The sequence below is a fragment of the Anaerobacillus sp. genome (genome assembly GCF_046314235.1).
Classification (GTDB): domain Bacteria; phylum Bacillota; class Bacilli; order Bacillales; family Anaerobacillaceae; genus Anaerobacillus.
In genome coordinates, this window is sequence record NZ_JBKBWN010000026.1 from 1 (window position 1) to 23,461 (window position 23,461).

The window sequence follows — 23,461 nt, forward strand, 5'->3', positions numbered from 1 at the left end:
GCGCAGCTCAAGCCGTTGGTAAAAAAGCATGTCCAAAACATATTAAGTGTCGGTACAGATGTAGTGATGGATTTTCCAGCTAATACTCAAAAGCTGCGAAAGTGGTTTTTGGATTTGGCGTTAGAGGTCAATGCAAGCCATCAACTTATTTTCCTTAATCTAAATAACGAGCAATGCTTACGTCAAATTTCACAAAGGCGTAACGAACAACCCGAGAGAGCACCTTTTGACACGGAAGCGGTATTTAATCATGTTACTAAATTTTTTGAAGCACCAGAAGTATCAGAGGGTTTAAATATTTTGGAGTTTAGCGAAAAAGAAAAACAATGAGTTCAATGATTCGTGTGTATAGGGTACTTCTGTTTCTGGGAGGTACTCTATATAATATAAAAAAATGGAGTAACTATTGTTTCAGAAGAATTTAATAGGACTAATTAATATTGGATAGTTTTAGAATTGAGGAAATTAAATACATATAACAGAGCTAACCAATATAGAGGTTTAGCTCTGTTTTTTTTATAGTATTTTTATTCCATTTTATTGAAATTAATCAATAAATCACCTAACGTATCTTTAATTATGGCGAAGTAATGAAGAGAATTATTATAAAGTGAAATTAAATAAAATATACTTAATTTTCAAAAAACACTTAAAACCTTGATATAACAAGGTGTTTTTTTGTGAGTGTAAATTTTTACATTCAGTAATAGCCAAGACTGTTTGATTTTACACTCTTGCACCTATTAGTTGTTTGCTAGAATTTAGTTAACAAATAAAAGGAGGTAATGTTAGTGAAACGAATATTAACAATTTTAGTCTGTGCATTCGGTATTCTAACTATTATAAGTGGTTGCTCTAGCGACAGTCAATCTGAAAAGCCAATCGTAAACAGTGGTGTAGTAGATGAACAATATGTTGGAGATCCAAATCCCAAATTAGTAAATGAGTATTTTCAAACAAGTGAAGAGGCAGAAGCACAAGAAGAAATTGTAAAGGCTATTGAAGAAGAAAAAGCTTCATTTGAGGGTGGTGGTCTATCAGGCCATTAATACCAACTACTTTGTAAAGGTTGTGTTAGGTCATGGTTAATCAACAGTTGTATAGGAACGAAGAAGTAATCAAGCATAAACTTTCTATTTATACTTTTTTACAAAAGTTTTATGCAGGACAATTAATTCAGCTGAGTGAGTCTGATTGGAGAGAATTAATTGGTCTAATAAAGATTGAATGGATGTCTTTTTCTCAGGATGATTCCCAAAACGTTTTCAACAGGTTTTACGACATTTCAGAGGAAGATGTAGAAGAATTAGAATATGAATTTAATCGTTTGTTTGTTGGACCTAATCGTTTAGAGGCTTCTCCTTATGAGTCTACTTATCGAAACGATCAAAGATCATTAATGCAATACGAAACATTGGCTGTAAGAAAGTTTTATCAAAAAGCTGGTTTGGAAGTTTCGAAGAAAAATGTTGATCCAGATGATCACCTGGCTCTTGAGTTAGAGTTCGTTTGCTATTTGTTAAAAAACAGTATAGAAAATGATCAGTACTACAAACTGTATCAAGACTTTTTAGAAGAACACTTATTACAGTGGATAGTAACTCATTGTGGTCTAGTTCGTGAAAAAACGAACAATCAAATTTTGGTTGGTATTTCTTATTTATTGCAACACTTACTTTCAGAAGAAAAAAATCAACTATCTCTTAAAGGAGGTAAATAATCATGGGTAAATTTTCAAGACGTACATTCTTAAAAGGATCGGCTACTTTAAGTGCATTACTAGGAATAGGCACAACAACATCGAGTTTTACTAAAACAAATAATAATACAGTGAAAGCAGCTGGTGAAGTAAAACAAGTATTTGGGGCTTGTCCTAGAAACTGCTATGATACATGTTCATTAGTTTCAACGGTTGAAGATGGAACAATTAAATATATTACAGGAAATAAAAATAACTCGTATACAAATGGGCGATTGTGTGTGAAAGGTTACACATACCCAAATTATGTGTATTCACCAGATCGTATTAAGTATCCCATGAAACAAATCGGACGTGGATCAGGAAAATGGGAACGTATCACATGGGACGAAGCATACGAAATGATTGCAAAGAAAATCCTTGAAATTAAAGAGAAGCATGGAAGTACATTACCAATTGCTTTAAATAAATACTCAGGAAACTTCAATATCCTATCCTATGGTGTTGAGGGAATGCTTTCAAGTTGGGGATACACCACAAGAGCTACAGGAACACCATGTTGGCCAGCAGGTATTGATTCTCAAACATTTGATTTTGGTACGATTGTTAATTCAGATCCAGAAATGATGGTCAAAGCAAAGTATTTAATTATATGGGGAGCAAATCCTGCTTGGACATCTGTTCACTCTATGAGTATTATTCAAAAAGCAAAAGAAAATGGAACCAAAGTAGTTGTCATTGATCCAATTATGACAGATACAGCTGCAAACGCTGATGAGTTTATTGAAATAAAAGCTTCAACTGACGGAGCGTTAGCATTAGGGATGGCTAAGTACATTTTAGATCATAATCTCCATGACCAAAAATGGCTGAAGAGTAATTCAATTGGGTTTGAAGAGTATTTAAATTATTTACGCAATAACGTAACCATAGAATGGGCTTCTGAAAAAACAGGTATTCCTGTTCAAGTGATTGAGCGGTTAGCTCGTGAATATGCCGCAGCCAAACCAGCTTCAATTTGGATTGGATATGGAATGCAAAGACACACAAACGGTGGAGCGGCGGTTCGCTCAATTGATGCATTAGTAGCAATGTCAGGAAATATCGGTGTTGTTGGTGGCGGAGCTAACTACGCGCAGTTAGATAGTTGGGGCTTTAATTATGCAGCAATGGTCGCTGGAACACCACCTGAAGGAAGTGGTGGCGAAGCGGATCGTGCTATTAATATTAACAACTTCCCAGCACAAGTATTAGAGCTAAATTCTAACCCAAATGAAATACCTATTGAAATGCTGTGGGTTGCATGTCGAAATCCAATTGCCCAAGATCCAGAAGCTTCTGTATCGTATAAAGCCTTTGAGTCTATTGATTTCGTTGTAACAGCAGATCTATGGTTTAACGAAACAGTTAATCAATCAGACCTAGTGCTTCCAGTAACATCAATTTTTGAAACATGGGGAGTACACGCAAGTTATTGGCATTACTGGATAAACATTAATGAACCGGCAATTGATCCGTTATACGAATCGAAATGTGACGTTGAAATTGCTATGGGTATATCAAAGAAATTAAATGAATTGCAACCTGGATCATGTACGTATCCTACAGATCGTTCAATGGAAGAGTGGGTCGGCATGGAAATGTCAGATGCACAATTGGCCCAATTTGGTTTTAAAGATTGGAAAGAAATATTGGAAAAAGGCACAGCCAAAATTAAAGGCTATGATGCAGCTTGGGCGGATGGGAAATTTCGTACTCCGTCAGGAAAATATGAGTTTTTATCGAAAAAGTGCGCTGCTTACGGACATCATGCTCTACCGGTATATGTAGAGGAACTGAAAGCTCCAAAGGAAACACCGATTCGGTTCTTAACACCGCACTGGAAATATGGCTTACACTCCCAATTTGCAAACCTAGAATGGATGGAGTCTGTTCATAATGAACCATTTGTGGAAATTCACCCGATCTTGGCTAATCAAAAAGGGATTAAGGATGGAGACATGGTAAGAGTTTCAAATGAAATAGGGTTTGTAGAGGTTAAAGCTAAATTAACACAATCTATACCAAAAGATGGGATTGTTATGTATGAAGCTTGGTACAAAGACCAAAATTTCAACGTGAATTATTTAGTAAAAGCAACACCATCAGATATGGGTTCTTGTGCAACAGGTCAAGCTGGTTTAGCATTCCATGATCAATTCGTTAATTTAGAGAAAATGTAAGGGGGTATAGAATATGACTGTGCAAAAGGAAAGACTAGGTTTCCAAGTAAATATGGACCGTTGTATTGGTTGTAACGCATGTACAATATCCTGTAAAAGTTTTTATCAATTAGAACCAAGCCTAAATCGACGATTTATTAGTGAAGTTGATGAAATGTTAACAGGAACAGTAAAGCGCTGTTACATTTCTACTGCATGTAATCATTGTGAAGAACCGTCATGTGCGAAGGCTTGTCCAACAGGGGCTTACACGAAGCTCGAAAATGGGATTGTTAAACATAATTCAGAACGCTGCATTGGCTGTAAGATGTGTGCAATCGCATGTCCTTATAGTGTACCGCAGTTTAGTAAGACCAAGAAAAAAGTAGATAAATGTAGTATGTGTTCGGATCTTTTAGAAAGGGGTGAGGATACAATCTGTGTGTCTTCATGTCCAATGGAAGCTATTTCGATTATTGATTTAAATGTAATTAATGAATCTGAGGTAGTTTCAGAGCTTAAAGGTTTTATTGATCCAAGTCTCACTGGTTCTTCTACAAGATTCAAATTACCATTATCAACGAATGTAGTTTGGAGGGAAAACTAATGGAACAGAGTATCACGCTTGTAATCTTTACGTTTCTTTCACAATTAGCCATCGGTGCGTTTGCTACAATATTTTTATTTGAAGCTTATCAACAAAAGATTTCTAAACGAGCTACTTTTATCAGCTTGATTTCAATATTATCAATTTCAGTTGTAGCAATAATTGTTTCTATGTTTCACCTAGGTCATCCTTTTGAAGCATACAAAGCAATATTAAATTTTGGGAATTCATGGCTTTCTAGAGAAATCGTATTTTATCCGCTATTCATGTTACTTGTGTTCTATTATGGCTTTGTTGCGAAGAAGGATGCAACAAAGAAAGCTACTGGATGGGCCGCCGTTGTCATGGGAATGATAACGATATATAGTACTGCAATGATCTATACCATTCCAGCCATACCAGCTTGGAATAATGGTATGACAATGGCAGCATTTTTCGTAACGGCGCTCTTACTAGGACCTGTATTTGTTCAACTATTAATACTAGTAATAGATAGAAAGTTTATAAATTTATCTTTGTATATTATTGTAGTTGCTATTGTGGCGATTTTAATGAATGTGATGAATCTGACTATATTATTTGGTGGATTTGTAGAGGCTGTTGAAACAGCATCAATCCTTATATCTAATCCGTTTTTCTGGGTTAAATTAATGGCCTTAACTGTAGGAGTGGTTATTGCAGGATATTCTTTCTTAAGTAAAAAAGGTTATTCCTTGCCTTATGTTTTAGTTCTACTTTCCTGCTTTGTTGTAGCAGAGTTTATTGGAAGAATCTTATTTTACTCATCAGCAATTCATTTATAAAAAGTGAGAGGAGGAAGATTTCTTATGCTTTTCAAACAGATTAATAAGCTATCAAATGTATTTTTAAAAAAAATTGATAAAATTGAAGTCGTACCGAATAAATGTTTAAAAGTACGTGCGGTTACTAGCAGCTGTTCTGGCTGTGTTGATGTTTGTCCAGTAAGTAGTATTCAAATAGAAGTAGATTCAATTGAAATCAGTTCGAATTGCATAAATTGTGGAATTTGTACATCTGTTTGTCCGACGAATGCATTAAAATGGAATCACCCTCCTCTCATTCAATTATTTAATAAGATAGTTCGTTTATCAGAAGAAGGTCAGGCTGTATATATAGCCTGCTCTTCTTCAATAAATAGTGATTGTAAAGCAAATGTCGTAGAGGTGCCTTGTTTAGGAATGCTTCCACAGGAGTTATGGATGAGTATAGGAATGAATACTTCTCAGTTACGTATTATCTACGATTCAAAGCATTGTCGTGGTTGTATCAATTCAACTGGAGAAGAAGTATTTTTAAAGCAACTAAAAAGTGCGGAATCTAATATTAACAAAGTATTTCATATGACCTCAAGCTTCGATTACTTAAATTCTAAGAATGAAGAGATAGAAAATCATAATCGGCGTCGATTTTTATCTTTTTTACTTGAAGAGGTGAAGGAGACGAATACGATTACTGTTAAAGAAGTATTAGAAGTATCAACTCCCCTATCGCCTTTTGATAAGTTTAATCGCTACCATACTGTGCTTAGTGATTTAGAAGAGGTGGCTGAAGAAGTTTCAGAAATGAAAAATACGTTAGTAGACCGATTCTTAGACGATACTGTCATTCATACTGATAAAAGGGCATTCCTTTTTGCTGAATTTAAAAGGTATCCAGAATTGCAGGAAAAGCTAGCATTTCTCATTCCAAACATAGATAATAGCTGTACTCGTTGCGGGGCTTGTGCATTTTTGTGTCCTACGGATGCGCTTGTAATGGACGGGGAAAATATTATTTTGGCAACTAATAAATGTGTATCCTGTGGTTTATGTGAAGAAATCTGCTATGAAAAACATATTCACATGAACTTGAAAAAGGGATTGTTTTTTAAGGAGAAATTTGTATACTTGCTGTAAAAATAATCATAGGCTTAGAACAAAATTTCTAAGCCTTTTGTTATATTATTTTGTTATTACTGATTCAAATTCTGTGCTATTTTTAACGATAGAATGACATTGACTAATTCAGTGTAGTTTTGTAAATCAACCTCTAAAATACTTTCAATCTTTTTTAATCTTTGGCGCAGAGTATTTTGATGAATAAATAAACTATCAGCTGATCTGTTAATATCACCATTAAAGTTACAGAACATATAAAGGGTATGGACGAGTTCTGTATCATGTTCCCTGTCATGTTTTGCTAAGTCACCAATATACTGATTGGCAAAGTCATTTAGTAAGTCGTTATGAATATAAGTGAGTAATCGAACATATCCAATGTCCTCATAATGAATAATTCCCTTATTCCCATAAACGTAATCACGCATTTGCAGGGCAATTTTCGCTTCTTGAAAGCTTTTATAAATATCTAAGTTAGAGGAATGTGATCTTCCTATTCCGACAATTGTTTGAACAGCGGAGAATTTTTCAGAAACTTGTTTTTGAAATGCTTTTAGCCATTGGTTTAAATCATCTTTGGATATAGATATACTTTTTGAGTTTAGAAAGATAATACCGACAAGTCGATGGCTGATAAAAGTAGTATGAATAGTAATGTTGAGATTATTAGTTTTTTTTAATAAATGACTAATATTTACACTAAGTTCCTTTGTTATTGCCTGGATGCTATTTAAGTTAATAGCCAGGACGTATCCATTCGTATGAAACTCCATATCCCAAAGCTTTCCTAATTCAATTAACTGGCTTTCTGTTTCAATATTGTTATTTAATAAATCAAATATAAATTGATCTTTATATTTTGCGTGAACATTACGAGTTAACTCCAATTGCGTAAACCATGTAAGGATAGTGGTAGTAATGCTATTCAATAAGTTCAATTGATTAGTAGTAAGATCATAAATTTTCTCTAATATAAAATAACCAATAAGAGTACCCGTTAAATCTAGGATTTGATATAAGTAATATTCTACTCCATTCTTTTGAACCAAAGTAATTTGATCTTTGATAATGTCACCAAATTCATCTATTGATTTCACAGGAGGAGAAGTAGAAGATCCTATTGCTGAAAATTCATATTTATTTGTATAAAAATAGACCTCTTGCCCCATCATGGTGTTTAATCTTTCCATCACATGCGAAATATCCTTTTGATAAAATAAATGTAGCCAATAGGTTGATAAATCCTCTGGAAAGATATCATGGAGGTTGTTTTTATATAATTCAAGAATTTGGCTCACTTTTTCAAACAAAATATCACCTTCATGATTTTCTAAAAAAAGAAGGGGTTTTTCTAGTAAATCTGCCAAATTCGTTAGAGTTGATCCCACATATTCACTTTGATTTGCAAAAATAATAATCCCAGAAGTGTTGGGATCCTTAAAGGCTCTTTCTAAAAATAAAAGATTTTCTTCAGAATAACGAACCAGTAACAAGCTGTTATTTTGTTTAGGTAATTCGCCTAAAGAAACGGACAAACAATCATTTCTTTTACCGCTCCAACCGGCTAAGATGGAAGCGAAATAGAAAGGTTTACGTGTAATTAAAGTCTCGTATGTTAATGGAAACATAGGATTACTCTCTTTCTTCTGCCCAGAAAAGGGTCTTATGTGTTTTAATATATTTATAACGAGTAGATGGATTTGTAATGGTTTTCATCGTATATTCTTTTAATGTTGCTTTATACTCACTTGGATACTCTTGAGTGATATCATTGATTGAAATTGCTTCTGCGATACAGGATTCAACACAGACTGGTTTTTGTCCTTTTTGTAAACGACTATAGCACATATCACATTTGTCCGCTTTTTTTGTTTTAGAGTTAATTGTTATCGCTTGAAAAGGGCAAGCTGCTGCACATTTTCCGCACCCAATGCAGTTTTGTTTATCTATAAGGGTGATGCCATTTCGAAATTTTCTTATACAATTTTGGTTGCAAACTGTCATGCAAGCTGGTGTCTCGCAATGATTGCATGAGGTGGAAAAATGGATATTGTCTTGACCATGGCTTTGAGAAACTGTTAAGACTCTTCGTCTTTTATCTTTTGTTTCGTTTTCATTACTACAACTGTACGTACATGAACGGCAAAAGATACATTTATATACATCGATAAAGAAGGCTAACTGTTTCATAAATATCACCTCATTTTAATATTACTGGATAAGGTGAGGAAAAGTAACTAGGTATAACTAAGTGTTGAAAAATCGACACCTATGTGTGGGAGGAATTTCAATTGGATAAACATTATAAAGTAACTCGTCACATATGCCCAAGAAACTGTTATAGTAGTTGTGGAATGTTAGGTTATACAAAAAGTGGCAGATTGATGAAAGTAACTGGCGACCCAAGTCATGGGTATACCAACGGTAAGTTATGTCCTAAGGGCTACAATTACTTATCACATGTTTATCATCCAGAACGATTAAAATTCCCAATGTTTCAAACAAAAAGAGGAAGTGGTGATTGGAATCGGATCACTTGGGAAGAGGCAATTGAGATTATCTGTGACAAGATATTAGTTTTTTTTGATAGATACAAAACAAATTCTTCCCTTGCATTAAATAAATATTCAGGGAATTTTGGAATTCTTCATAACAGCGTTGAGGGATTTTTTAATAGTTTAGGTCGTACAACTCGTGCAGTAGGGTCTCCTTGCTGGTCTTCTGGATTAGATGCTTCGATTTATGACTTTGGAAACTTTAAAAATTCAGATCCAGAGCAATTAACTTATGCAGATACTATTATCCTCTGGGGGTGTAATCCTGTTTGGACATCCATGCATTCTATCTCTTATTTATATGAAGCGAAAAAGAAAGGCGCTACAATTATTACAATTGACCCAGTATATACGGCAACAGCAAAGAAATCTGATGTTTATGTACAAATTAAACCAGGGAAAGACGGTGCTTTGGCATTAGCAATTGCAAAATATATATACGATATCAATGGTCACGATGAACAGTTTATAAATGAATATACAATAGGTTTTAAAGAGTTCCTTACCTATATTAAATCAATAGATATGAATGCTCTTTTACAGGAATGCGGTCTAGAAATGGAAGTGCTAGAAACAATAGCAAATCATTATATTAACAAAAATGTGGTAGTATGGATTGGCTTTGGTTTTCAAAGGAATGTGGCTGGTGGCCAAAATATTCGCGCCATTAATGCATTGATGGCAATGACGGGTAACATCGGGAAACAGGGTACTGGTGTCTTGTATGCACAAATGGGTAGTTGGGAATTTTCAAATCAAATTATTTCGTATTATAATCATGGGTTTACCAAAGAAAATTGTGTTCGCTCTATACCAATCAATAATTTTGCAAGTGCGTTGCAGGAAACCACTGACCCACCTATTAAAATGCTATGGATTTCATGTCGTAACTTATTGGCACAAAACCCAGATCAAAAGCTGTTGAAGAAAGCTATGTCAAATATAGAGTTAGTCGTAACTGTTGATCAATTTCTAACTCCAACAGCTCAACTTTCTGATATAGTATTACCTGCTACTACTAATTTTGAAGAGTGGGACATTGTTCCTAGCTATTGGCATCATTGGATTGGAATTAACGAGCCAGCTATTAAGCCTTATTATGAATCGAAAAGTGATATTGAGATATCAAAAATGCTTTCAAAGCGTCTAAACGAATTAAGACCAGGCTTTTCAACCTTCCCTTATGATAAGTCAATAGAGGATTTTATTGAGGAACAATTTACTAGTGATATGTACAATAACTTAAATATCTCTAATTGGCGTGAACTAATTGAAGGACCGAAGCTTCTAGATTTTCCAAAAGTGGCTTGGGAAGATAAAAAATTTGAAACACCGTCTGGGAAATTTGAGTTTTTCTCAACTAGGGCTTTGCATAATGGTAAATCTCCAATTGCTCAACATACTTTTACAACTCATAAAATGAGTGACCAATTTTTATTACTCACTAACCATGGTCAGTTTAACATTAATTCTCAGTTCAGTAATTTAAACCTAATGTTTGGGAAGAGCAAGGAGCCTATCGTTTATATCCATCCTTCAAGTGCAAAAAGGAAGGGATTAAATGATGATTCCCGCGTTTCAATTTTTAATGAACAAGGAGAAATCATACTGAAGTGTAAATTTACAAGTGAAGTTCATCCTTCAGTCTTACTGGTACATGCTGAAAACATTCTTGTTAATAGTTTGATCTCTTATACGCCTACAGATATGGGAGAGGTATCATCGGGTTATGAAGGTATGGCGTTTAATAGTATTTATGTAGATGTAAAATTAATTAATAATAATTAATTTTATAAATTTGTCATTCTCATACATGAGGTGTTTTTTAAGTTTTAATAGAAGCAACTAATAAAACAAATATTAATAGATCAAGTAAATTTCGTCTCGAGTTACAAAGTCTTCTTGTTTCTAAGCTAGCGGAAAGCATTTGATCATTGGGTGGTTGGGCTGATGTCCAACTGCCTTTTTAATTGATTACGCAGCAAACTATCAGGAATAAACTATGTTTATTGATAATCAAAACAATATTTGCTATGAGAGAGAAATCTCCATTTTTTATAAAATTTATGAACAGTAATTCGCTATTCTTTGGTAATATTGTCATATGAAGACCCATGTGACCGTGAAGAGATTCACTTAAACTACATAATCTATTGGCGATCACAATTCAAGTGATCGTCTTGCTTTTTAGAAGCATACTACGCGGCAAGTAATAATCCACTAACTACTCATAAATTCGAGTAATTTAATAATTCTTTCCATACCTTATTTGTTATTTTCTGGTATTATTTAATTGTGAAAATACTTTAGATTGCGAACCGTTTCACTTAAATTAACGAAGTAGAATACTTGAAAAAAAAAATATAGGAAGGTGAATGATTATAAAAAAAATATTTTATCTTTTAATTATAGTGATATCTGGGTTCCTTGTTTTTTGGATTAACGACCAACAGTTAAATCTAGGTATTATTACTCCACTCCCGACGACAGTATTTTTGATATTTGCTCTTATCTTTATTATTGAGGACATATTCAAAGAATGGTTTTTTGGAAGAGAGAGAACAAGAGTTTCGGAAACAACAGGGAGGTTTTTTACTCTGTTAGGAAGAACAGTTCTCGCTTTAGTAAGTATGGGTATTTTTATTTTTTTTATTACGAAGAGCACAAACTCCTATACAGTAGAATTGTTTTGGCTATCAGTTCTAACGGTTGGACTAAGTTTTCACGCATACACAGAATGGAGATATTTAAAAGAATCGAAAGAATACATAGTTACACTAATTTTACTTCCCATTTGCTTTTTGATGATTTTTCTTTTCTGAGTTTTTTTTATTACCGAACTTAAACTAACGAAGGCATGTGCGGCCGTGCCTAGGTCGTATCAAATAACGGGTGGGATTCCCGTCGAGTAGGAACTAGCCATTCGCTCGTAGCGAGTCTTTGAGGGCTGAAGGTAACTTTAGTCTTTAAGCGTAGACAGTGAGGTGGCGGGCCGAAAGCCAAGCGGTTGAAGGGATTGAGCTCCATAATGTTAGTTATAAACGGTTAAGGTGGTTTTAATAATACATTTAGCGATAAGGAGAATTCACCTTGGAATTTAAACTATTTGCAAAAAATGATTTAATTAAGTGTACGGAAACATTTATTGAAGTATTCAATGATGAGCCTTGGAATGATGAATGGACATTTACAAAGGCTAAAAAATATTTACAGAGTTTTTACCAGACACCTGGATTTTTAGGCGTTTTAGCGGTAGAACACGACGAAATTCTCGGTTTTATTTTTGGTGTAAATAGAGTATGGTGGAGCGGAGATGAGTTTTTTATTAATGAAATGTGTGTAAAAACACAATGTCAAAATAAGGGTATTGGAAGAGCGATGTTAAATCACTTAATAAAAGAGCTTCATAGCAGTAATATAAGTAACATTATACTTCTCACAGATAGAGGTATACCTGCCGAAGAATTTTATAAGAAAAATGGTTTTGAAGAAATAGAAAGAATCATTTTCTTGCATAAGAACATCAAACTATAGTTATAGAGGTAGATGCATTCTTAAATGGATAAGAAAAGACAGGTGTTAGAATTAAATAAACCAATTAATGATATAAAAATAACGCTAATTTTGAAAGAATGTACTTAGAATAACGGAGGCTTTAGTTGAAGAAGTAAATACAAAAATAAGAGAATGGAGACCAATCTCCATTCTCTTATTTAATGTGAATAACACAGTCATTTGTGTTGTGATAGTTCTATTGTGAACTGGCCTAAGTTTTACGATTTGTTAACATAACAATGCAAGTAGTAGTCTATTCCCTATTTAGCAATGATTTTTGATACTCTGATAATCTGCCAGAACCAATTATTTTAAAGTCTCCTTCTTCTCGTGTAAAGGTGTAATCCCACAAATCTCTTTCGATTTGTAGCATCTCATCCTCATACCACTGAATTTCAACCTCTACAATTAAAGTGTAATCATGGTAACGACGGCTGAAATCAACTAATTCAATTAACTTGTAGTTAGTGCGAAAAATGTCTTCCCCCTGCTCCTCCATGTATTGCCAATGAGAGAACTGAGTCTTTGCTCGGCTTCCGTAGGGGATCTTAGCTAGCTCTATACGTTCTTCTATGCTTAGATCATTATCCCCTATTGCTTCATAGTATATTTCGATTTTTTCAAGGCCCGAATTGATTAAATGTGCTCCCGGAAAAAAATACGGTGTGAACATTTGAAAGGTGAAGTACAAAATGACCAGAAGGCTCCCGATTATCTGGATAAGGTATGGATAGCTGAGCTTGATTACCCGATTCTCGATCCACCTTTCTACCCAGATTGCCAAAGGACCCGTACCAAGCAGGAAAAGGAAGGATACACCTAAGACAATGTGGAACAAATACAAGATTTGAAGAATTACTAGCAATTTAAAGCACTTACGTACCAATTCCCGAATGGTATCACTGAGGAGCCAAAAGCCATTAGTATCCCAAAACAGTTTATTTGCTTGTTCATTGTTCCTAATAATTAATACCATACCAACAAGGAAGAAGATGCCTATAATAAGTGTTAATACTACACGCAACATCACACTAGCTTCGTCTGGACCATCTCCGCTAATTGCCATACTCCATTCTGAAAAAAAAGTCTGAAGGCTAGGCCCAACTAGGATCATAAGTATTATAGCTGCTGCTCCTAGAGAGAAATAATATTTATATGGAAATCTTCCAAAATGAGAGGTTCCTGGCTTATTTTTTTGGACATCTCGAAGGATTCTGTCCTTGAGTTGATGGCGGTGCTCTTCCTTCCAGTTACTGTCAACATCTAAGCGTTTTAGTCTGTCATCCAAGTCGTGAGAATCATATTGTTTTCTCATAGATATATCCCTCCTTTGCTAGCTGGTTCTTTAGAATAGGGATGGCTCGGTGGAGTGTCACTTTCACTTTGTTCTCTGACCAGCCTAAAATTTCGCTCGTTTCCTTTACAGTAAAACCCTTTATTTTTCGTAACACAATGACTTCTCGATTGACCGGATTTAGTTGCCCCAATGCCTTATAGAGTTCACTAGCCTCTTCTTTCAGTTGAAGCATGTCTTCCGGAAGGGGATTGGAGTCTTTCTTATTTTGCAGGAAGCTTTCGATGATCCGTAGTGGCCTACGCTTCCTAAGAAAATCAATGGTCACATTATGAGCAATTCGGAACAGCCACGTTTTCGTTTCCGAATGGCGTTGGAACATTTCATAGTTGTTATAGGCTTTAATAAAGGTCTCTTGGGTCAAATCCTCGGCTTGTTGGTAATCACGAGTCATCATGCAAATATATTTAAAGAGAGCATCACTGTAAAGGTTATACCACTCTTCCAATTCTTCGTTTCTACTATTATTTTCGGACAAATGAACCACCACCCTTCATGCTGTAAAAGATTTGATATTCAGACGAGATGAAATGAAAAAAGGTTACAGTTTTTTAGTTTTTTTTAGTATTTTAGCTAAATTATATATTTTTTTCTCAAAAAAAGAGAGGAGATAGTAAAATTATAACAAAGGAGATTCTGAATGAAAAAGATAGTGTTAAAATTTACTTATTCAAGTAAGAGCAGAATACTTTAACAAGGAAAATGTTCTTAATTTCGAGGAGAGATTTCGGTTGTCACATATAGAGCTTAAAGAAAAATACAATAAATTGTTTAATATTGTTAAAAAGATAGTTAATGATTGGGACCCGATAGGTTTGCTACCTTCTGCACCTGATGATGAATATGAGTTTGAGGTAACAAGAATTACTGAGGGGCTCTATTTTTTTCAAACCTGGTAATTAACGCTCTACAGGAATGCTAACGAAATATTTACTAAAACAAGGAATAACTGTTATTCGTATAGAAAACAGTACTTTGTATATAAATTTATTAAACTTAATTAGGGTTATTAGAAACTATTAACGTAGGGGTGAGGGATATGAAACAGTGGAAATCTAAGGTACTGTTATTTTTATTGATTGCAAGTTTAGGGTTAAATGTTTTTATGTTTGGTAATTGGTCTTTATATAAGGAACCGTTTATTCCAACGGCTGAAGAAAAGGTTATATTAAGTGAAATGGTCAAAAAAACAATTGATAGTGAAGACTATATAAGTTTGGCAGAAAAAGAAAATATAATTTCGATTGATGCAACAGTTGACAAATTTAAAGGTGGAGTATTTCCTTTCTATTTAAACGTAGTCGTTAAAACTGATAAACAAACTTACCTTTTCTTTTGTACAGATAAACAGTGTTCTAATGTGAAGAATGAAGGATGGGCTTATTCCATATATGAAGATGAAAGTCCAAGGCTTCCGCTAAAAGTAAAATGAAACTGTTAAATTGTGAACACTAGTACTTAAACTATTGAAGCAGTAATTTTGAATAGGGTAGGTATTTAGGCTTGTGCTAGTAAAATTCTTTTTCAGAATGGGAAGGTGTCAAAATGAATATTGCAGAGGAAATCATAATTTCTCCATTAAAGGATGAATTAATTGAGGACATCAATAAACCAAATGATTATTTTAAAGTGTTTGGTAAGGTTGTACCCAGTTTTCAATCCGGAAAATGGTCTTTTGAAGAGAATCTATATGATGAAACCAAAGAAATTCGTTTCCCAGATGATAAACTTGATTGGAGTCGATATATAAACCGTGAAGATAAAGCTCTATTTTTAGCTTATAATAATAATAATTGCATTGGGCAAATTAGGATAATTATGGATTGGAATCGCTTCTGTTATATTGAAAATATCGCAACAAAAAAAGAATTTAGAGGATATGGAATCGGGAAGTTGCTCTTAACTAAAGCGGAAGAGTGGGCAAAACAAAAGAAACTTATCGGAATGTCTCTAGAGGCTCAAAATGATAATCTTGGAGCGTGCAGGTTTTATGTGAAACAAGGATTCATACTAGGTGGAGTTGACACATTGAAGCAATCATATAATGCAAATATAGAAACCACTTTGTATTGGTATAAGTTATTCAAGTAACGAGAGTGACAGTTGAGGAGCAAGAACTATATAGGTGGTGTTATTTTTGCAAGTATTTATAAAAGATGTTGGTAGGTCAATTGAATTGTTTTTCTTTTTGGCATTAGGATTTTATTTAACTGTAAATATGGCAGGCAATTGGTACGGAAGATACGGAATTGAATTTATAGGCAATATTTGGGTTAATTGGTTTGGTATTTCATATTTTCTCTTTGTAGTTTATATAGCAATTATGGGATTTTTAATATTTAAGGAAGTTAAATTTTACAATCGATTTCTCACATCAAAGATTTTTTGGCTCTTATTTGTCGGTTCTATTTATATAATCGTAGTTCCATTTTTAAAAGGGGAGAATCCATTCTAAATGCATGTGATAGAAACTAGGCTATTTACAAAAGACTATTTCCTTCCTTTGGGATGTTCCAAAGGAGGTATTGGACTAAACGAGTGCATGTGCTGATGTTAGGGGCCAACGAAGCAGAATAGTTCAACAAGGATTACATTTTAAATCAAACTACGTAGAAAAATTGATAGAGTTTAAAAAAGGTGGTAATGTTTTGGCGATAAAATGGGATGAAATAACACATGATAATTTAACACATTTTGAAAAAGTCTTAAAATTATATGACAAAGCATTTCCTATTGAAGTGAGAGAATCACATGATAACTTCTTGAATAGTTTACAATATGCGAGAAATAGAAAGCCGAATAATTTTCGGTTCTTGATTGGTTTAGAAGGGGAGCAACTAGTTTCTTTTGCAACAGGACATTATTTAGCAGATGTAAATTTTGGGTTTATAGTTTATATTGTTACTAATCCTCTTGTGCGAAGTAAAGGGTTAGGTTCAAAAACTTTAGTAAAATTAGAAGAATTATTAAATAAAGATGCAGTTTCAGCAGGAAACACGTCGCTTAAAGCAATATTATTAGAAACAGAAACAGAAGAAATGGTACATACGGAAGAAGAAAAAGAAGATTGTATTAAAAGAAATAGATTCTTTGAAAGAAAAAATTATAAGCAATACGAAGGAATCGATTACCTACAACCACCATTACATTTTGGGGATAGTAATATACCATTAAATCTTTTTATTAAAAATGAACAAAGAATTGAAATCACCGAAGAAGAAATTCGTGGAGCAATTCGAGCCATTTATAAAGAAAAGTATTATTCAGTAAATCAAATCGATAAAAATGTTCTAAACAAATGTCTTGAAAAGATGGGTATGAATAACGAAGTCTTATTGAACTAATTGGGGCGATAGCAAAACAGAGCTGTCGCTTTTCAATTATTAAGCATGAGACTATACCAAAAACGAAATAGGATAAACAATAAAAATTTGGAGGTCTAGTTGGTAATCTTATGAATTTTACAATTCGTAAAGCTGAATTCAGCGATTTATCTTCTTTATCAGACCTATTTATAGAACTAACTGGGCATAAAACAAATATTGATTTTATGAAAATAAAATTTAAATTATAAAACTGAATTAAGATACCATTTTGTGCTAAACCTAAAATGAGTATATTTTAGGAGGAGATTTATATGCCAGAAAAATCAGCAATTACTTCATCTGAATTGGGTGTTTTATGGCTTACATATCAGGAAAAGACAATGATCTTGCGTATATTAGAATACTTTATAGAGAAAGCAGATGATGATGAAGCCAAGGAGATAATGACTAATTTATATGGAGAGATTGACAAGTATGTTGGCATAATCACAGAAACTTTAAGAAATGAAGGGGCTATAATACCAGTTGGGTATACTGCTCAAGATGTTAACAAAGAGGTACCGAAGTTATATGATAATGGTTTTGACATTATGTTTGTTCGCCTATTAAAAGAAATTAGTATGGGGCTTCACTCATTAAATATAACTATGAGTTATCGAAAAGATATTGTACGGATTTTTAAAGAGCTAACTGCCATTACTCAAAATTATTATGAGCTTTGCACAGAATATTTACTTGAAAAGGGGTTGCTTGTTAAATCTCCTTATGTTTCAATGCCAAATTCAGTTGAATTTGTTAAAGATAACAGCTACTTGGGTGGACTCGCCATTAATCCATTTAGCGAAAGACGTTCATTAAATACAGTGGAAGTTGCACAGATTCATCATTCAATTGAATCAAATATCTTTGGACTTCAAATGATTACAGGTTTTGCTCAATGTGCAAATGAAACGGAGGTTAAAAACTACTTTAACGAGGGAGCTGAACTTGCTAAAAGTATTGTAAAGGAATTAAGTGAAACCTTACTTCAAAGTGGTATACAAGCTCCTCAAACAGCAGGTGGTAATGCAACCCGTTCAACAATAGCTCCATTTTCTGATAAATTGATGATGTATTGCACAAGTCTTTTTTGCAGTTTTTCTATGGGCAGTGGCTCATTAGGTACCGCTTTTAGTTTACGAAATGATCTGCCAGCTAAAATGACTATTTTTTTGAAAGATATATTTGAATATGCTCATAAAGGTGCAAAAATAATGATTAAAAATGGTTGGATGGAAGAACCACCTCAAATGGAAGAGCGAAATCAAATGATTAAAAAGTAAAGGCAAAAACACTTGTGATATCAATTTTTCACAAGTGTTTTTTTTATCTACTTTTTTATTAATGTAACGGGGAAGTACCATAAAAAGTAGTTGCGTTTTTTTTACTAACAAAGCATGTTAACACACTAAGGGTGAATAAAAGCTCTCAATTAGTTAAATCCTAAAAATTGTAAAACATTACTAAATACAAAATGAGGGGAAATAAATTGAATAACTTCAATTCCACTAATAGGGAACGTCGGTTTAAAGCACATGTAAGTACGCTTGGTACAACCCAACTTCATTTAAGAAACCCATATATAATTGCATGGTGGTCGGCAGCCTTTCCAGGTTTCGGTCATCTCCTTTTATCAAAATATCTCAGAGGGTATGCATTGTTTTTATGGGAAATTCTCGTAAATAATATGGCAAATATAAATCTTGCAATGGTCTACTCTTTTACTGGGAATATTGAAATGGCAAAAGAAGTTCTTGAACCTAGATGGATGCTTTTGTATATTCCATTTTATATTTATGGGATATGGGATAGCTATCGTACTTCAGTTGATATGAATAAAGTTTTTTTACTAGCAGAGAGGGAAAATGCCGATTTCAACTCATATACCATTGGCGCATTAGAAATAAATTACTTAGATAAAAGAAGGCCGATAATGGCAATCATTTGGTCTATTTTTACACCTGGTCTTGGTCAACTCTACATACACCGAGTAATTACCGCGATTTTTACAATGTCTTTTATGATATTATTTGTGTATTTTTCCAATCTTTTAGTTGCAGTCTATTTTCTTTTTTTAGGGGAAATAACTCAAGCTACACAAGTATTGGACCCACAGTGGTTGTTGTTTATCCCTTCGCATGCAGGTTTCAGTGTATATGATTCCTATGTAAATACTGTCGAAAATAATAAACTATATGAAAGTGAACAACGAAAATTTTTAAAAGAAAAATATCAACAATATCGTGTGAAAATTCCCATTTCAGTTGATGAGGTGAAATAAATGCAAATCTTCTCTACATTTGAACACTCGGCGTATCTTGAGTTAGCCATCACATCTTTAGAAAAAGTAGGGATTAAAAAAGAGAATATACTTGCGGTTCCTCTCATTAACAGGGTAGAAGAGAGAAGATTATTTGATACGCTCCATCGCGCAGATGGAATTAGTTTATTTGATAAGGGAGCAGCTATTGGGACAGCTTTTGCTGTTATCGGGGCAAGTGTTGGGTTTGTTTTAGAGTGGGGTCCTATATATTGGGGGTTAATTGGGGCAGCAGTTGGTTTTATACTAGGATTTATTATCGACTACATTATTTTTAAAGTCGTTCATAAAAGAAAAAGGGTTGTAAAAGGAAAAAAGGCAGACGTTGTTTTAGTTGTAAATTGTCCAAAGGATTTAGTTGAGAAAGTTGAAGAGCTTCTTTGGGAACATCTAGCATTGGGTGTAGCAATAGTTGAAGGATAATTTCTTCTTATGGTGTTTTATCATACATAAAATTGCTTAAACAATTCACCTTAAATAACTAGAGGAGGTGTCTCATCAATGCAAGGAAATAAGATAGTCGATAAGTTTATTTTACAATTCCGATGATATTGATAGAAATTTGGGCTGAAAGAAAGACAGGTTTAATAAAGTTTAAGAAAAGTTGGAAATGGTATCATTCATTTATTAGTCTTAATGTGAAATCATTAGTGACTAGGCTATGGATTGGTTGTGTGAGGAAATTAGAAGAAAAACAAAAATGTTCCAATAAACAAAGAGTGTTTTAAGAACATTCATTGATATATAATATCAAGAAAAAGTTATTGAAAACGAAATTGTATTATGATACATTTAATGGAAATTAGAGGTGGGTATTTATGCGAGTATTTAAGAAGACAATTAGTTCCTTCTCACAACTACATCATCATATCAAGTAGCCTTGCTATTAGATTTTTTAAAAAATCACACATAGGAAGGCTATTTATCATTAAACCGTATTTGATTAAGTTCAACACTTAAATCAAGTGCGGTTTTTTATTTTATAAAAAAATGGAGGTCAATTAAATGAAAAAAATGGATTATCAAAATGTAAAGGGCACTCAAGATTACTTACCGAATGCTGAACTTGTAAGAAGAGAAATTAGAAGAACATTAGAAGATGTATTCATCCAATACGGATGTAAACCACTGGAAACACCTATATTGAATTATACGGAATTACTTACTTCTAAATATGGAGGTGGGGCTGAAATAGTAGATGAAATGTATACATTATCTGATAGAGGTGAAAGAGATTTAGCTTTACGCTACGATCTCACTATACCGTTTGCAAAAGTTGTAGCAATGAACCCGACACTTAGAATGCCTTTTAAGCGATATGAAATTGGTAAAGTATTTAGAGATGGTCCAATCAAAACTGGAAGGTTTCGTGAATTTACTCAATGTGATGTTGATATTGTAGGTGTAGCGTCACAAATAGCCGAAGCTGAATTAATGGTTATGGCATTGGATGCATTTAGAAAACTTGATTTAAAGGTAACGATCCAATATAACAATCGTAAATTACTAACTGGAATGCTAGATGTATTTGGTACAGAATATGAAAAAATCAATCAAGTAGTTTTAATTCTAGATAAACTTGAAAAAGTCGGATTAGAAGCAGTTGTTTCAGAGCTTAATGATCAAGGGTTATCAAATTCTACGATAACTTTAATTAAACAGTTTTTAACTGATGAAAGAAATTCAAGTTTAAGTTATTTTAAATCCTTTTCCCAACAAAATGAAGAGGTAAGGCGGGGGTTAGAAGAACTAAAAGAGCTAGAAGCCTATTTAGAATTTCTCAGTGTTAATAAACAGTGCGTATTTAACCCATTCTTAGCAAGAGGTTTAGAGATATACACGGGTACCATTTATGAAATATTCTTATCCGATAAATCTATAAAATCAAGTATTGGTAGTGGAGGAAGATATGATAATGCAATTGGTGGGCTGATCGGAACAAATGAAAACTTTTCAACAGTAGGAATATCATTCGGCTTAGATGTAATTTACACGGCTATGAGTTCATCAGAGAAAGAATTAAAAGAAAATCCAAATGTAGATTATTATATAGTTCCATTAGGTACTCAAAAAGAGTCCTTATTATTAGCAAATTATTTAAGAAATAAAGGATATAAAGTCGAGTACGAAATGAGTAACAAAAAATTAGGAAAAGCTCTTGATAAAGCAAACAAAGAAAAGATTCGTAACGTTATTATTATTGGAGAGGATGAAGTGGAAAATAATCAATACAAAGTTAAAGATATGTTTTCAGGTGATGAAAGGATTGAAACATTTCATTATTAACTGATTTAAAAGATTCTTGTTAAAGTAACGGATCGTTATTTTAAAGAAGATTAACAAACAAACTTGTATTCTTGGCAATAGTAAGAGGTGTGATTGAAGATTTAAAATTAGATTAGCTATATAATCTTAAAAAATAAAAACTGTTATACTATAAAAGAAAAGAGGGAAATTATGTAAAGAGTTATTCAAGTATTTAAAGAAACCAGAACTATATGCACAAAGCACAAGTAAATTTTGGGATGATGAACATATTTCTAAGGGAATGCTGGAAGCTCATTTACATCCCAACTGGGAAGCGGCCAGTAGATGTCATGACTTTATAGATGAATCAGTTGAGAGGATTGCCGAAATTACACCGCCAGAAACTAATAAAAATCTCCTAGATTTGGGTTGTGGGCCTCTGAAGAATCTAAAACAATATGCATTGTAGTAGAAAAATAGAGTAAATAGGTGGTTGGGCTGATGTCCAGCTGCCTTTTTAATTGACGAAAAATACATTACTGAGCAGAGTGGACAAGGGGACAGGTACCTTGTCCCAACTATTAAGTTAATAGTGGATCGTTGATTTATAGCAGAGGGACAGTGAACCTGACCCCTTGTACAGGGCAGAACCTTAAGTAAGTGAGTTATTTATAGAGATAGAAAAGAAAAGAGCCTCTCCCTAAAGAGGTTTTTGGGGAAAGGTTCTTTGAATACTTCAGGAATTTTACTTGAAGATTAGATTTTTTCTGCTAGATTTTGATTAAAACTACTAACAATGATTGGGTAACTTATCTGGATTTAAAGTTATATATATTTCATTAATTTTATTATTACGAATATAAAAACTTAGAATGCTTTGAACCTTGCTATTCATATAAATTACAATTGCAGGCTGACTATTGACATTTTTAACTTCAAAATAAGAGTCTTCGGGAAACTTTTTGCTAATACCATATAAATAATTCAAAACATTGGATGAAGCTACAATTGGACTAACAGCAGCATGGACTTTTCCGCCGCCATCAGTGTATAGGGTAACATTTTCAGAAATAAGTTCTAATAACGCTTCGGTATTTTCGATTTGAAATGCTTGAATAAAGCTTTCAATAATTAACTTATTCTTTTCATAGTTTAAACTTTCACCCTCTATGTGGAGGATCTTTCGCTTAACACGGCTAAAAATTTTTCTGCAGTTTTCTTCTTTCTTTTCAAGGATATTAGCAATTTCCAAATAGGAAAAGTTAAATACCTCCCTTAAAAGGAGGACTGCTCGTTCATCTGGTGCCAAATGTTCCATCATCCGTAAATAGGCAATACTCAATCCTTCTTTTTGCAGATATATTTCAGATGGACCGAAGTCAAGTGATGATTTCTTTAGTAATAATGGTTCGGGATTCCTTGGGCCCACGTAATGTTCTCGTCTATATCGTGCTGATTTTAATAAATCAAGACAACTGTTAGTCATTATTTTGCAGAGATAAGCTTTCTTATTATCTATCTTTTGCTCATCAATTTGATAAGCCTTTAAAAAAGTTTCTTGCACAATATCTTCTGTTTCCACTACTGAACCTAACATCCGATATCCTATTGAAAACAATAATGGTTTAAATTGTTGATAATCGTCATTACTAATCTCCAT

General features: G+C 33.5%; 24 protein-coding genes. 19 read left to right on the forward strand and 5 right to left on the reverse strand.

Translation table 11 applies throughout. The annotated features are described in order from the left end of the window. The 7 genes from ACK4M9_RS21000 to ACK4M9_RS21030 form a co-directional block, all read left to right on the forward strand. A partial coding sequence (locus ACK4M9_RS21000; RefSeq protein ID WP_409854737.1) for a P-loop nucleotide/nucleoside kinase family protein occupies positions 1–330 on the forward strand: 330 nt, incomplete at its 5' end. A gap of 461 nt (positions 331–791) precedes the next feature. Then, entirely contained in the window at positions 792–1,049 is a 258-nt protein-coding gene (locus ACK4M9_RS21005) for a hypothetical protein (RefSeq protein WP_409854738.1), read from the forward strand. A gap of 32 nt (positions 1,050–1,081) precedes the next feature. Further along, positions 1,082–1,720: a TorD/DmsD family molecular chaperone gene (locus tag ACK4M9_RS21010; RefSeq protein ID WP_409854739.1), complete on the forward strand. Its 639-nt coding sequence runs from the start codon at positions 1,082–1,084 to the stop codon at positions 1,718–1,720. Between the two features lie 2 nt (positions 1,721–1,722). Further along, positions 1,723–3,921 (forward strand): molybdopterin-dependent oxidoreductase, encoded by a 2,199-nt coding sequence (locus ACK4M9_RS21015; RefSeq protein ID WP_409854740.1) that lies wholly within the window; start codon positions 1,723–1,725, stop codon positions 3,919–3,921. Positions 3,922–3,934: 13 nt separating this feature from the next. Next, positions 3,935–4,507 (forward strand): 4Fe-4S dicluster domain-containing protein, encoded by a 573-nt coding sequence (locus ACK4M9_RS21020; protein WP_409854741.1) that lies wholly within the window; start codon positions 3,935–3,937, stop codon positions 4,505–4,507. After that, entirely contained in the window at positions 4,507–5,310 is an 804-nt protein-coding gene (locus ACK4M9_RS21025; protein ID WP_409854742.1) for a dimethyl sulfoxide reductase anchor subunit family protein, read from the forward strand. Before ACK4M9_RS21020 ends, ACK4M9_RS21025 begins: the two co-directional genes overlap by 1 nt. Positions 5,311–5,334: 24 nt before the next feature. After that, a complete protein-coding gene (locus ACK4M9_RS21030; protein WP_409854743.1) occupies positions 5,335–6,423 on the forward strand; it encodes a DUF362 domain-containing protein in 1,089 nt (362 codons plus the stop codon). A gap of 56 nt (positions 6,424–6,479) precedes the next feature. Here ACK4M9_RS21030 and ACK4M9_RS21035 read toward each other — a convergent pair whose 3' ends face one another. Both ACK4M9_RS21035 and ACK4M9_RS21040 read right to left on the reverse strand, forming a co-directional pair. After that, complete coding sequence (locus tag ACK4M9_RS21035; protein ID WP_409854744.1) at positions 6,480–8,033, reverse strand: PucR family transcriptional regulator; 1,554 nt, start codon at positions 8,031–8,033, stop codon at positions 6,480–6,482. Between the two features lie 4 nt (positions 8,034–8,037). After that, entirely contained in the window at positions 8,038–8,595 is a 558-nt protein-coding gene (locus ACK4M9_RS21040) for a 4Fe-4S dicluster domain-containing protein (RefSeq protein ID WP_409854745.1), read from the reverse strand. A 101-nt stretch (positions 8,596–8,696) separates the two neighbouring features. Here ACK4M9_RS21040 and ACK4M9_RS21045 point away from each other — a divergent pair, with 101 nt between their 5' ends. From ACK4M9_RS21045 to ACK4M9_RS21055, 3 genes are all read left to right on the forward strand, one after another. Continuing rightward, positions 8,697–10,748, forward strand: coding sequence for a molybdopterin-dependent oxidoreductase (locus ACK4M9_RS21045; protein ID WP_409854746.1), 2,052 nt, complete (start codon positions 8,697–8,699; stop codon positions 10,746–10,748). 587 nt (positions 10,749–11,335) lie between these two features. After that, positions 11,336–11,782 (forward strand): DUF4181 domain-containing protein, encoded by a 447-nt coding sequence (locus tag ACK4M9_RS21050; RefSeq protein WP_409854747.1) that lies wholly within the window; start codon positions 11,336–11,338, stop codon positions 11,780–11,782. Positions 11,783–12,050: 268 nt separating this feature from the next. Continuing rightward, positions 12,051–12,494 (forward strand): GNAT family N-acetyltransferase, encoded by a 444-nt coding sequence (locus ACK4M9_RS21055; RefSeq protein ID WP_409854748.1) that lies wholly within the window; start codon positions 12,051–12,053, stop codon positions 12,492–12,494. A gap of 274 nt (positions 12,495–12,768) precedes the next feature. Here the strand turns inward: ACK4M9_RS21055 and ACK4M9_RS21060 are convergent, their stop codons facing one another. Together ACK4M9_RS21060 and ACK4M9_RS21065 are read right to left on the reverse strand one after the other, a co-directional pair. Then, the gene (locus ACK4M9_RS21060; RefSeq protein WP_409854749.1) at positions 12,769–13,830 is read right to left on the reverse strand and encodes a hypothetical protein; all 1,062 of its coding nucleotides are present in this window, start codon (positions 13,828–13,830) and stop codon (positions 12,769–12,771) included. Further along, a complete protein-coding gene (locus ACK4M9_RS21065; protein ID WP_409854750.1) occupies positions 13,814–14,347 on the reverse strand; it encodes an RNA polymerase sigma factor in 534 nt (177 codons plus the stop codon). The genes ACK4M9_RS21060 and ACK4M9_RS21065 overlap by 17 nt, the downstream gene beginning before the upstream one ends. 253 nt (positions 14,348–14,600) lie before the next feature. Between ACK4M9_RS21065 and ACK4M9_RS21070 the strand changes: the two genes are divergently transcribed. The 9 genes from ACK4M9_RS21070 to ACK4M9_RS21110 all read left to right on the forward strand — a co-directional run bounded on the left by ACK4M9_RS21070 (position 14,601) and on the right by ACK4M9_RS21110 (position 21,840). After that, a complete protein-coding gene (locus ACK4M9_RS21070) occupies positions 14,601–14,768 on the forward strand; it encodes a hypothetical protein (protein ID WP_409854751.1) in 168 nt (55 codons plus the stop codon). Between the two features lie 140 nt (positions 14,769–14,908). Continuing rightward, complete coding sequence (locus tag ACK4M9_RS21075; RefSeq protein WP_409854752.1) at positions 14,909–15,301, forward strand: hypothetical protein; 393 nt, start codon at positions 14,909–14,911, stop codon at positions 15,299–15,301. Between the two features lie 113 nt (positions 15,302–15,414). Then, positions 15,415–15,960 carry a GNAT family N-acetyltransferase gene (locus ACK4M9_RS21080; protein ID WP_409854753.1) on the forward strand — a complete coding sequence of 182 codons (546 nt, stop codon included), beginning with the start codon at positions 15,415–15,417 and terminating at the stop codon, positions 15,958–15,960. Between the two features lie 46 nt (positions 15,961–16,006). Next, positions 16,007–16,324 carry a hypothetical protein gene (locus ACK4M9_RS21085; protein WP_409854754.1) on the forward strand — a complete coding sequence of 106 codons (318 nt, stop codon included), beginning with the start codon at positions 16,007–16,009 and terminating at the stop codon, positions 16,322–16,324. Between the two features lie 193 nt (positions 16,325–16,517). Further along, positions 16,518–17,213: a GNAT family N-acetyltransferase gene (locus ACK4M9_RS21090; protein ID WP_409854755.1), complete on the forward strand. Its 696-nt coding sequence runs from the start codon at positions 16,518–16,520 to the stop codon at positions 17,211–17,213. A 293-nt stretch (positions 17,214–17,506) separates the two neighbouring features. Continuing rightward, the gene (locus tag ACK4M9_RS21095) at positions 17,507–18,517 is read left to right on the forward strand and encodes a DUF3231 family protein (protein ID WP_409854756.1); all 1,011 of its coding nucleotides are present in this window, start codon (positions 17,507–17,509) and stop codon (positions 18,515–18,517) included. Positions 18,518–18,723: 206 nt separating this feature from the next. After that, positions 18,724–19,515: a hypothetical protein gene (locus ACK4M9_RS21100; RefSeq protein WP_409854757.1), complete on the forward strand. Its 792-nt coding sequence runs from the start codon at positions 18,724–18,726 to the stop codon at positions 19,513–19,515. Further along, positions 19,516–19,977: a hypothetical protein gene (locus ACK4M9_RS21105; protein ID WP_409854758.1), complete on the forward strand. Its 462-nt coding sequence runs from the start codon at positions 19,516–19,518 to the stop codon at positions 19,975–19,977. Positions 19,978–20,559: 582 nt separating this feature from the next. Then, positions 20,560–21,840 carry a histidine--tRNA ligase gene (locus tag ACK4M9_RS21110; RefSeq protein WP_409854759.1) on the forward strand — a complete coding sequence of 427 codons (1,281 nt, stop codon included), beginning with the start codon at positions 20,560–20,562 and terminating at the stop codon, positions 21,838–21,840. Positions 21,841–22,591: 751 nt separating this feature from the next. Here the strand turns inward: ACK4M9_RS21110 and ACK4M9_RS21115 are convergent. Further along, positions 22,592–23,461 (reverse strand): RNA polymerase sigma-70 factor, encoded by an 870-nt coding sequence (locus ACK4M9_RS21115; RefSeq protein ID WP_409854760.1) that lies wholly within the window; start codon positions 23,459–23,461, stop codon positions 22,592–22,594.